12 protein-coding genes are annotated in these 11,592 nt (G+C 40.7%); 1 reads left to right on the forward strand and 11 read right to left on the reverse strand.

All coding sequences use genetic code 11. The annotated features are described in order from the left end of the window. The 3 genes from AWN68_RS11790 to ccoN are packed head-to-tail and all read right to left on the reverse strand — an operon-like array spanning nt 1 to nt 3,226. A complete protein-coding gene (locus AWN68_RS11790; protein ID WP_068416458.1) occupies nt 1–894 on the reverse strand; it encodes a cbb3-type cytochrome c oxidase N-terminal domain-containing protein in 894 nt (297 codons plus the stop codon). Nucleotides 895–898: 4 nt separating this feature from the next. Next, complete coding sequence (locus AWN68_RS11795) at nt 899–1,099, reverse strand: cytochrome C oxidase Cbb3 (protein WP_068415742.1); 201 nt, start codon at nt 1,097–1,099, stop codon at nt 899–901. A 3-nt stretch (nt 1,100–1,102) separates the two neighbouring features. Next, nucleotides 1,103–3,226, reverse strand: coding sequence for a cytochrome-c oxidase, cbb3-type subunit I (ccoN, locus tag AWN68_RS11800; protein WP_068415745.1), 2,124 nt, complete (start codon nt 3,224–3,226; stop codon nt 1,103–1,105). A gap of 249 nt (nt 3,227–3,475) precedes the next feature. Here ccoN and AWN68_RS11805 point away from each other — a divergent pair, with 249 nt between their 5' ends. Next, a complete protein-coding gene (locus AWN68_RS11805) occupies nt 3,476–3,853 on the forward strand; it encodes a DUF4260 domain-containing protein (RefSeq protein WP_157716191.1) in 378 nt (125 codons plus the stop codon). 30 nt (nt 3,854–3,883) lie between these two features. Here the strand turns inward: AWN68_RS11805 and AWN68_RS11810 are convergent, their stop codons facing one another. The 8 genes from AWN68_RS11810 to AWN68_RS11845 all read right to left on the reverse strand — a co-directional run bounded on the left by AWN68_RS11810 (nt 3,884) and on the right by AWN68_RS11845 (nt 11,591). Next, nucleotides 3,884–4,381, reverse strand: coding sequence for a hypothetical protein (locus AWN68_RS11810; protein ID WP_068415751.1), 498 nt, complete (start codon nt 4,379–4,381; stop codon nt 3,884–3,886). A gap of 203 nt (nt 4,382–4,584) precedes the next feature. Next, a complete protein-coding gene (hemN, locus tag AWN68_RS11815) occupies nt 4,585–5,928 on the reverse strand; it encodes an oxygen-independent coproporphyrinogen III oxidase (RefSeq protein ID WP_068415754.1) in 1,344 nt (447 codons plus the stop codon). Then, the gene (ccoS, locus tag AWN68_RS11820) at nt 5,921–6,091 is read right to left on the reverse strand and encodes a cbb3-type cytochrome oxidase assembly protein CcoS (protein WP_068415757.1); all 171 of its coding nucleotides are present in this window, start codon (nt 6,089–6,091) and stop codon (nt 5,921–5,923) included. The genes hemN and ccoS overlap by 8 nt, the downstream gene beginning before the upstream one ends. A 2-nt stretch (nt 6,092–6,093) precedes the next feature. Further along, entirely contained in the window at nt 6,094–8,505 is a 2,412-nt protein-coding gene (locus tag AWN68_RS11825; protein WP_068415760.1) for a heavy metal translocating P-type ATPase, read from the reverse strand. After that, nucleotides 8,502–9,293, reverse strand: coding sequence for a hypothetical protein (locus tag AWN68_RS11830; protein WP_068415763.1), 792 nt, complete (start codon nt 9,291–9,293; stop codon nt 8,502–8,504). Before AWN68_RS11830 ends, AWN68_RS11825 begins: the two co-directional genes overlap by 4 nt. Before the next feature lie 98 nt (nt 9,294–9,391). Beyond that, nucleotides 9,392–10,096, reverse strand: a complete 705-nt coding sequence (locus AWN68_RS11835; RefSeq protein ID WP_068416461.1) for a Crp/Fnr family transcriptional regulator — start codon at nt 10,094–10,096, stop codon at nt 9,392–9,394. A gap of 82 nt (nt 10,097–10,178) precedes the next feature. Next, entirely contained in the window at nt 10,179–11,072 is an 894-nt protein-coding gene (locus AWN68_RS11840) for a 1,4-dihydroxy-2-naphthoate polyprenyltransferase (RefSeq protein ID WP_068415766.1), read from the reverse strand. 6 nt (nt 11,073–11,078) lie between these two features. After that, on the reverse strand, nt 11,079–11,591 hold the full coding sequence (locus AWN68_RS11845) for a glutathione peroxidase (protein WP_084362848.1): 513 nt from the start codon (nt 11,589–11,591) through the stop codon (nt 11,079–11,081). Between the last annotated feature and the right edge of the window lies 1 nt (nt 11,592).

The raw sequence follows: 11,592 nt of genomic DNA on the forward strand, positions 1-11,592 counted from the left end.
TTATTCTTGGTTATTTTCTTCCTCTACATACAATTCACCATCTGGAGGTAATGCTCCTGCAGGATTGGTTCCTCTTAGGCTCTTCACATAAGAAGCCACATTTTGTAAACGGATTGGATTGAGTCTGCTTTCCCATGCGATCATGGCTGTACTCGGCACACCATTTTTAATTACATTGTAAATATTGGTCATGCTTCCGCCATGTCTCCAGTAGTCATCGGTAAGGTTAGGGCCAGCCAAACCACCACCATCTGCTTTGTGACACATACCGCACTGTGCTTCGAAAAACTTCTTCCCATCAGCTAATGCCTCAGCGTCATCATTGAATGGCACATTGCTTTCATCAAAATCCACTACAATGGTTTGTTCAATATCATTCTTGGCCGCCAAAGCCAAAGCCATCTCAATCTCATACTCCTCTTCCTGTAAAGGTGAAGTTTTGAATACATGGAAGACCATTAGGTAAATCACAGCATAGACAACTGACAAGTAGAATAGGGCCTTCCACCAAGGTGGCAGGTGATTATCAAGCTCCTTAATCCCATCGTAATCATGGTCGAGCATAATATCTTGCTCTTCTTCCATAGGCTTAAGTGCATTCCACTTGTCCCAAGTTTTAGATAACCAGCTTGGTTCCTTTTCTAAGCTGGCTTTCTTTTCTGTCGACATTTCCGTTCTAACAACAGCTTTAAGCAGCGACAGTAAACTCACGGCTAAAAGCATTACCAAAATCGCAACGATAATCAGTAAAACAACCACCACATAAAAGGCCGTAGTTGGAGAAACCCCAGAAGGACTCTCAGTTTGAGCCGCCATTGGTGTTGTAAGTAACAGTAATGGCAACAATAAGTATTTCGAACTCAGGTTTTTTAGTATTGATTTTATCCTTTCCATGAGCTTAGTGGTTTTCATTTTTAAAATCAGATGAGATAATTGTTGCGTCATCAGTAAGAGGAATGTCACTCATTTCCTCCACATAGTCTTTCTTCATTCGCCATACATAAACCATTAGGCCAACAAAGAATACAAAGAAGATGGTAAGCGAAATGATCGGCCAAACCTCTACATTATGAATCTTTTCAAAATAGTGCTTGAACATGATTTAAGGTTTTTGATCGTTTGACTTCACTTTAATATCTGTACCCAACCTTTGCAGGTAAGCAATCAGAGCAACAATTTCAGCTTGTTCAGAAATTTCGATATCGCTGGCCGCTAAATCAGCGGTTATTTCCTTGGCCTGTTTCATCAAATCATCGTTGGCCGTTGCCTCATAACCTTCAGCATATGGAACTCCCACGGTTCTGAGCGCTTTAATTTTACCTGCGGTTTCGTCCAAATCTATGGATTGAGTAAACATCCAAGCATAAGGCGGCATAATAGAACCCGGTGAGGTTGAAGTAGGATCAAGCATGTGGTTGAAGTGCCATACATTATTGTATTTGCCGCCTACCCTATGTAAATCTGGCCCTGTACGTTTCGATCCCCAAAGGAATGGGTGATCATATACAAATTCACCTGCTTTGGAGTATTCTCCATAGCGCTCAGTTTCCGACCTAAACGGCCTTACCATTTGCGTATGGCAGTTGTTACAGCCCTCTTTTATGTATAAATCTCTTCCATGAAGCTCCAAAGGTGTGTAAGGTTGTACACTTGCAATGGTTGGAATATTAGACTTGATCAAGAAAGTAGGTACCATTTCTACCACCCCACCAATGACAATGGCCACTAAAGTAAGGACAGTGAAAATTAGTGGTTTTCTTTCCAATACAGCATGCCAGTGACCTCCTACAATTTTCTTTTTCTCCAATGCTGGAGCCTCTGCGGCTTCCTCCGCCTTAAAGCTTCCTTGCTTGGCGGTTTTCACCAAGTTGTAAGCCATCATAATGGCACCCGCTAAGTAGAGCACCCCACCAACAGCTCTCATCATGTACATTGGCACAATTTGAGTTACTGTTTCTAAGAAGTTAGGGTATTCTAAAAAGCCCTCAGCATTAAAGCTTTTCCACATTAAACTCTGCACCACACCGGCAGTGTAAAGCGGTAATGCATATACTAGAATCCCTAGCGTACCAATCCAGAAGTGGACATTGGCCAATTTCGTAGAGTATAGTTTTGTTCCCCACATTCTTGGGATCATCCAGTAGAGCATACCGAAGATCAAGAATCCATTCCAACCTAAACCACCCACATGAACGTGAGCAATAATCCAGTCAGTAAAGTGGGCAATGGCATTTACATTTTTAATCGAAAGTAATGGCCCTTCAAGTGTGGCCATACCGTACGCAGTAACGGCTACCACCATAAATTTCAAAACTGGATCTTCACGAACCCTGTCCCAAGCACCTCTTAATGTTAAAAGTCCGTTGAGCATACCACCCCAAGAAGGGGCGATCAACATGATTGAAAATACAGTTCCTAAAGATTGTGCCCAGTTAGGCAAAGAAGTGTACAAAAGGTGGTGAGGCCCAGCCCAGATGTAGATGAAAATCAGCGACCAGAAGTGAATAATTGAAAGCTTATAGGAATAAACTGGCCTGTTGGCTGCCTTAGGTAAGAAGTAGTACATAATACCCAAGAAAGGCGTGGTCAGGAAGAATGCTACTGCATTGTGTCCATACCACCATTGCACTAACGCATCTTGTACACCAGCATACCAGGAGTAACTTTTGAACATGGTTACCGGAATCTCAAATGAGTTCACTACGTGCAAAACTGCTACTGTAACAAATGTGGCAATGTAGAACCAAATGGCTACATACATGTGGCGTTCTCGTCTTTTCAGAATCGTACCAATCATGTTAATACCAAACACCACCCAAATAATTGTAATCGCAATATCAATTGGCCATTCCAGCTCAGCATATTCCTTCGAGGTGTTCATCCCCAAAGGCAGGGTAATCACGGCTGCTAAAATAATGAGCTGCCAGCCCCAGAAGTGAATCCAACTTAGCATATCGCTGAACATGCGCGCTTTTAGCAAACGCTGCATAGAATAATACACCCCCGCAAACATGGCGTTACCCACAAATGCAAAAATTACTGCATTGGTGTGTAGCGGACGGATACGACCGAAAGTAGTGAATTGAAGACCTAAATTAGCTTCGGGTAAAAAAAGCTGGGTGGCCATTAAAATACCCACCAACATTCCTATCAGTCCAAAAGTGACCGTGGCGATGACGAAGTATTTGACAATTTTGTTGTCGTACTTGAATTGCTGTAGTTCCATAATTTAAAAGGCGTAGTTATTCCTAAACCTTTGCAAGGTAGATTCAACAGCTTCGTTTCAACCTGACAGGCATTAGCCAAAAAGATGATATAAATCAGGTTTTTGAATTTGGAGATTAACCTTTGCTCGAATTGATACTAGCACCTCTGAATTTAACATCATGGCTTACAATCATTTACTTAGGCCTAGCAACCGTTTTGAGTGTCTAAAACTCTTTGTACCTTATCCGTCATTATGAAAACCACGAATATGAGAACCGCACTTAAGCTCGAAGAAATCGGGCTTTTATTGATCGTTTGCCTGGTCTATTTTGAGTTTTACGAAGGTGGATGGGTGCTCTTTGCTAGCTTATTTTTTGCCCCGGATTTAGCATTTCTGGCCATTATAGTAAATAAAAAAGTGGCTACTATTGCTTACAATGCTGCCCATCATAAAGGTTTAATTTCGCTATTAATGATTATTGGCTACCTGCTCTCCAATGAATTGCTCATTCTTATCGGATTGATCTTTATGGCGCATTCTTGCTTCGATAGAATGCTAGGCTACGGATTAAAATACTTCGACAGCTTTGACCATACCCATTTGGGTTGGATGGGGAAGAGTAAGCATAAGAATCTAGAAGTTTAGGAATTGGTTATTAGGGAAGAGTTATTAGGGCTAGATCTGATATTGCGATTTAATTTTCTTTATTTCTTTACCCATTTCGCTAGAATCAATCACGAAAGAGAAGAATGGCGAGTCGATTTTTACGTACTTCCCCTGCGAGGATTCTGACACAAAGAATACCCTCTCTCCTAATGACTTCAGCCTAACTTTATAAATAGGAGGAGCAAAAAATCGCACCCTCCCTAATTCCTCCACTTCTGTCCATTTATAAATCCTATCTTCTTCCTTTTCATGGATTATAATTTGGCCTTGAGATATAGAGACATTTTTGATCATTCGATAGTAAAGCAGATTCACCAAAATTAGCATAACTCCAATAGCGCAAAAAATGATGCTATCTAACCCATCTGTGAGCTGATATTCTGTTTCACTAATAACCTTTTCTTGCGGGAAGAAGAAAATCACGCTACCAAAAACTAAAAGAAAAACACCTATGATAATCAGTAAATGTTTGAGCAAAAACGTTTGGGTAGCGTTATTTTCAATCATGGATCTTCAATCGATTTATCCATAAATCTAATAAAAAACCTTCACCATAGCCTCGAATACTAAAGGCGATTGCACAGTCTAGATGTTGCTCAAACCAATCCCCCATCCCCCTTTTCCAAAAAGGGGGAAAACTCCGAATCAGCAGTGTCAGTAATTATTAAATGCAGCTAAATACGAACCATAAGCCTAGTAATGTGTCAAAATCACACCGCCCGACTAAACAATTTACTTCCGTTTTCTGGTTCGTAATAGGCATCGAAAAGGGCACAGATATTTCTGAGGAACATCATGCCTTTGCTGGTTACTTGATAGTTAAGACAGAACTTCTCTATTAAACCCTCCTCCACCATTTGGTTGAAAGCTGTATATTTCTCAGAATTGAGTTCAAGCACATCACGCATTTGAATCCGGGCACTGCAAGCAATATCAAGAATGAGTTGCTTGGCTTCCATTTCAGGAACGGTCATCAAGTGGCCTTTGAATATTGGAAATTCACCGGCTTCAACTTTAGCTCGGTAACCTTCTACCGACTTTGCATTTTGAGCATACGCTACTCCAATATCTGAAATAGAAGACACTCCTAGCCCAATCATAAAATTGGTTCTGGATTCGGTGTAGCCCATGAAATTACGGTGCAGTCTTCCTTTACTTCTGGCTTCACAAAGCGGATCTTCAGGCAAAGCAAAATGATCCATTCCAATAGACTCATAGCCCATATCGATCAATAATGCTTGACCAAGCATATTCAGTTTGTGTTTTTCTTCACCCTCAGGAATGTGCTCTTCAGAATAAGCCCTCTGACCAGGCTTTACCCAAGGCACATGCGCATAACTATAAAACGCAATGCGGTCGGGCTTAAAGCGCTTGACCACATCCATGGTTTGCTTGATGCCATAAATGGTTTGAAAAGGCAAACCATAAATCAGGTCGAAATTCACTGAAGTGTAACCGATTTCTCTGGCCGCTTTAGTTACCTTTTCTATGTTTTCTAAAGGCTGAAGTCTATTAATGGCCTTTTGTACTTTAAAGTCAACATCCTGAACGCCATAACTCACGCGGGTAAAACCTACATCGTAAAGCGCTACTAAATGTTCGTAAGTCGTATTGTTTGGGTGGCCCTCAAAACTGAATTGATAATCGGGATGTACATCTATGGAGTCGAGGATAGACTCCATTAAATACCTCAAGTTTTCAGGAGAGAAAAACGTTGGAGTGCCTCCGCCTAAATGAATTTCTCGTACCACAGGCTTCTTACCAAAAAGCGCTAAATATAACTTCCATTCTTTGAGTAAAGATTCAATATAAGGTAATTCCACCTTATGATTAATAGTAATACGTGTATTGCAACCACAGTAAGTACAGAGTGATTCGCAATAAGGCAAGTGAAGATAAAGGCTTATCCCCTCTTCCTTTGTTTGTTGAAAAGAAGCCTTAAGCCTTCCTTTATATTCCTCAAGTTGAAAAGCATTTACATCCCAAGCCGGCACTGTTGGGTAACTGGTGTATCTTGGAACTGGCACATCATATTTCTTCACTAAATCAATCATCTTTGGCCTCCTTTTCTTTTTTGACGCGGTCTTCAAATAACATTCTCACCGAAGGTGAATAAGTATCATCGAACTGCCCAGATTTGACCGCCCAGAAAAAAGCAGTTAAAAACGCAATTGCGACAACCAAACTGACCAATATGAGAATGAGAATGACCGACATATTTATTTGAGTTTTATTTTTTTAGAAATCAGATTAATAGAAACAGTAGTAAAAACCACTATGGAAATACTACTTAGTGGCATAAGAATGGCCGCAACGAGAGGTGTTAACTCTCCAGCGACAGCAAAACTTAGCCCAATGCCATTATAGAGTAAAGACAAGATGAAACTAGCTAAAATGACATTCCTGCCTTCATGCGCCAGTTGAATAAACTTGTGTAAATCCATCAGGTTTGATGCTTTTAAAATAGCATCGCTAGCGGGTGAAAAGAGTGATACATCTTCGGTAATGGCAATACCCACTTTACTTTGCTGTAATGCTCCTGCATCATTTAAGCCATCGCCCAACATAATAACATCATTGCCCTTTGCTTGAATTTCTTTAATGGCCTTGAGTTTGTCTTCGGGACTTTGGTTAAAGCGTAAGGTCGAACCTGTTGGGAACATCGACTTTAAGCGTTCGGCTTCTTTATCGTTGTCGCCAGAAAGCACCTGAAACTTGAATTTGTTTTTTAACGCATCTAGCAAAGCACTTAGGCCTTTTCTATAAGTAGCCTCGAAGCTGAAATAACCTTTATAGTCATCACCAATGCTGACATGCACTTGAGTGGCATTGTTTTGAGTGCTTTTCTCCACTCCTAAAAATTTGGCAGAACCTACCTTTACCGTCAAACCACTGACCACAGACACAAAACCTTTGCCTTCAATTTCTTCAAAAGACTCTATGTTATAATCAAAACCTTTGGCTTCCGTAAACTGCTTTATCCATCTGCTCAACGGATGCGTACTGCTGGCCACTGCGGTATGGATTAGCGCCTTTTCTGCTTCAGAAAGTGCTGGTCCACAGAACTTCAAAGCCTCACCTTGAGTTTCAGTAATCGTTCCCGTTTTATCGAATACAATTGTGTTTGTGGCGTTCAATTTTTCAATGACGTCTGCATTTTTCAGGTAGAAATGATTTCTTCCAAAAACACGCATAATACTGCCCATGGTAAATGGTGTAGAGAGGGCTAAAGCACAAGGGCAAGCAATTATAAGAACAGCCGTAAACACCAACCAAGTTTGGCTAGGGTCTGTCAGCTGCCAAAAAATAGCCGAACCAAAGGCAATCAGAAGTATAACTAGCGTAAAGTAGCGGCTCACTTTGTCAACCAGCTTAGTATGGACTTCCTTCTCACCAAATGCATCATTGTTCCAAAGCTGAGTGAGGTAACTCTGCGAAACTTCTTTCTGAATAACAAAACGGACCTGTTTACCTACTTGTCTTCCGCCAGCATATACATAGTCACCTTTTTTGCGTGCTACGGGCACAGATTCTCCCGTTACAAAACTGTAATCTATTGAAGCATAATCGTCAATCAAGATGGCATCGGCAGGGAGCACTTCTCCATTTCGGAGCAGCACTTCATCGCCTTTCTTCAACTCCTTTACAGGCACTGGCGCAAAGGCGTCATTAATTCTCTTTTGAACCGCCAGCGGAAAGTAAGATTGGTAATCACGTTCGAAGGAAAGAGCCTCGTAGGTTTTACTTTGAAACCATTTCCCGATCAGTAGAAAAAACACTAAGCCCACCAGCGAATCGAAATAACCTGGGCCAACATCAGCAATGACTTCATAACTACTTCGAACAAAAAGGGCCAATAAACCTATGGCAATGGGCACATCAATATTGGCGAATTTTTGCTTCGCACCTTTCAAGGCTGAAGTGAAATATTCACTACCCGAGTAAAAAACTACTGGTAAGGAAAGGGCCAAACTCAAATACCTGAAAAAACTTCGGTATTCTTCTTCCACCCCAGCGATGCCCAAGTAGTCAGGGAAACTGAGCAACATGACGTTACCAAAACAAAAACCAGCAATCCCCATTTTGATGAGCAACTGCTTATCGAAAGTCTTCTGTGGTTTTTTAGATTCATCTGAATCCTTGAGGTTGATCTGCGGACCGTAACCAATCGAGTCAAGCATTTCGGCCAACTGGCGCAAGCTCATCTCATCAGACTTATAATTAACAGTCAGTTTCTTTGATGAAAAATTGATTACGGAATCAAGAACTGCTGGATTCAAACGGTCTAAACTTTCCAGCAACCAAATACATGAACTGCAATGCACATTGGGGATGTGCAGCGTAGCTCTTTGAAAACCTTCGCCTTCAAAATCTAGCACTTCTCTTTTGATTGACTCATTGTCTAGAAAATCAAAGAGAGAATGTTCGGCTTTGTCTCTTATGGTAAACCCTGGAGTGCTTTCCATGGAGTAATAATCACAGAGATCATTACTACTTAGGATTTCATAGACGGTTTTACAGCCGTTGCAACAAAAGCTATGCTCTTCAAAAGTCAGTTTACCTTCAAGGCAATCTTCTCCACAGTGATAGCACTTGGTTTCATTTTTCACTATGGTGCTTACGGAATTCACTTCTTATAGATGAACAAAGGCGAACTTTTTGCTCGACAATCGGCAATTGTTTTTGGGCAAGCTAATATTTCTTCTCCCAAGTTAGTGCCTGTCAAAATCATGGCCTTGTCGGTATCTGAGTTAAGCTCGTTAAAAAACTCGTTAATAGGCTCCTCTACCATAAGCTGCATTCCAATATTTGGGAAGGCCATTTTTAAATAGTCAACAAAGAATTTCTCATTTTCCGTTTGCGCTTCGTCTTCTGGAAAATTGAATAGTACTGAAAGTGGAAGCTCAGCCAAATCGGGGTTGAAAATTTTAAGAAAGTCTTTTACGATTTGCAGTGAATGGTGTTCTGGTTCGTGCACCATGATTAAGCGATCTACCTTGGCATTCTTAGGCAGTACTAAAACAGGGCAGTTTACTCTGTTAATCAGTCTCGTTAGTTCTTCCCAACCATTCTTGTTTCCGAAAATAGAAGAATCAATGATGAACAAATCGGCAACACCAGAAAGACCCGCTAGACTTGCTTCGGTCAGTTCAGATTTAAACACTTCTGCATTTACATTTGCAGGAACCTTCAATCCCTCCACTTTCAATTCGAATTCTACTTTTTTTAATAGATTTAAAGAATGTGCCGACCCATTTGAGCGTGTATTTGCCTCTATCAGCTCATTTTCTGCACTTTCATCTACACACAAAAAAGTAAAGAAATACTCATTCAGCGGATTTAGGAAGCCACTTATCCTTTGATAAAGTACCTCTAAATCACTTTGAATTCCCGCCCCAATTAAAATTTTCTGTTTCAAAACCCTTAATTCAGTTTACCACTGAAACAAAGGTAGATTTACGAAGGTGAGATTGTGTTGATACGCATCAGCGAAAACCATGACAAAAGTCATGTTTTCTAGCCATAGAAATCGGCTTCGTGAAGCAATTTATCAGCATCAAGCACCTTGATTTTCTTTCCTTCCAAAGCAATCATTTTATCTGACTTGAATTCGGAAAGCAATCGAATGACGGTTTCGGTAGCAGTACCGACAATATTCGCCAAATCTTCTCGACTCAATACAATATCGATGACTTCGCTGCCCTCTCCTTCCATACCGTAAGTTTCCTTTAGCATAAGGATTGTAGCCGCTAACCTTTCCCTTACCGATTTTTGTGAAAGCTGTGCTAGCTTCGTTTCCATCACTCCTAGTTCGTGGCAAACGGCTTTCATTAGCTTCCCAAAAAATTCTGGATTAGAATGAAGAACTTTTAAAAAATCACTTTTTGGAATGAAGCATATCGCTGCTGGTTCTAATACAGTTGCAGAGGCGCCATAAAACTCCTCACTCAACAAAGATCTATAGCCAAGAAAATCGCCTTTCTGTGCAATGAAAAGAATCTGTTCCTTTCCGTTAGAACCCATTTTAAACACTTTGACCTTGCCCGTATTGATACAGAAAATACCCATTGGACGGGTGCCTTCATAAAATAAGGTTTGATTCTTTTTATAAGTAACGCAAGATTTGTGCTCACTTAAAATCTCCAATTGCTCCTCCTCTAGATTCGAAAAATGGGAATCACCTCTGGACTGACATGCAATACATTGGAGTTGAATTTTCATGTTTTTTGTAGACATAAGAAATTGCGATTACACTTAAAGATATAGAAGTATTAGAGGATAAACAAGCTTCATTTTCGGCACACTAGCCTACCAATTGCCCCACTCCAAAAAGTACAACATAAAGCAATGTGGTCAAGGCCATTTGCTTTAGGAAAGGATCTAATTTTGAAGCTTCGGTATGCTGCTTAACTGCTTTGGCATTTTTAATTAAACCAGGCAAGGCCAATACGATGATTAACTGCCAATAGCTGGTATAGTTCATTAAAACATAAGTAAGCCCTAAAGCAAAGCCAGTACCCAGTAAAAACCAATGATAGATCACTGCTTTTTTTCTTCCAATTCGGACTGGAATAGAAATCTTACCAGCTTCTTTGTCAGACTCAATATCACGGATATTATTTACATTCAGTACCCCTACAGAGAACAAGCCTGTAGAAATAGCAGGAAGCAGATATTCCCACTTCAACTCTTGTTCGTATAAATAGGCCGAGCCCATCACGCCCACAAGGCCGAAAAAGATCAATACGCTGATATCCCCCAAGCCCATATAGCCATAAGGTTTATAGCCGGCTGTGTAGGTAATAGCAGCAAGAATGGCCAAAACTCCCAAGCCCAAAAAGAAGCCAAATACTTCAGGTGACCAGCCAAAGGCCAAATAAATCAAGCCAACTCCAGAAAGAAGTGACAAGGCAGAAAAGAGGATGATGGCGTTACGCATGGCTTTCAAGGAGATAACGCCAGACTGAACTGCTCTTGATGGCCCTGTTCTTTTATGTCCATCAGCTCCATGAACTGAATCGCCATAATCGTTGGCTAAATTTGAAAGTACTTGAAGTAGAATGGTGGTTAAGGCACAAAGCCCAAAAATGCCACCCTTAAATTGCCCTGCAGAAGCTGCTAAAAAAGCGCCCATTCCTATACTGGCCAAGGCCAATGGAAGCGTACGTAGCCTAAAAGCTTTAACCCAATGCTTCATTTTTGATTATAAAGTTCCAGTAATGGCCTCGTCCATTGGGTTTACCGATGAAGGGAAGAATGCGACTACTTTCCCATTTTCATCAATTAAGTATTTGTTAAAATTCCAAGTAGGCCCTTTGCTTGATTCTTTCTCTAACCACTCATAAAGTGGTGCTTTGTCTTTGCCGAGTACTGAAATCTTTTCGAACATTTGGAAGGTAACTCCAAATTTGGCAGTGCAGAATTGTTGGATTGCTAAGTTCGAGCCAGGCTCTTGACCGCCAAAGTTATTTGCAGGAAAACCCAAAACCACGATTTTATCTCCGTAAGCCTCGTGTAAATTTTGAAGGTCTTCGTATTGCGGAGTAAAGCCACATTCAGAAGCTACATTTACCACCAACACCTTTTTGCCTTTAAACGCAGTCATGGAAATTTCTTTCCCTTCGATGGTCTTCATTTTAAAGTCATAGAAACTCATTTCTTTAGGTTTTGGGTTGAAGATATTCAGCAACAAAAATAGGCTTAAACAGAAATTCATA

The sequence above is a fragment of the Roseivirga echinicomitans genome (genome assembly GCF_001592935.1).
GTDB classification, from domain to species: Bacteria; Bacteroidota; Bacteroidia; order Cytophagales; family Cyclobacteriaceae; genus Roseivirga; species Roseivirga echinicomitans.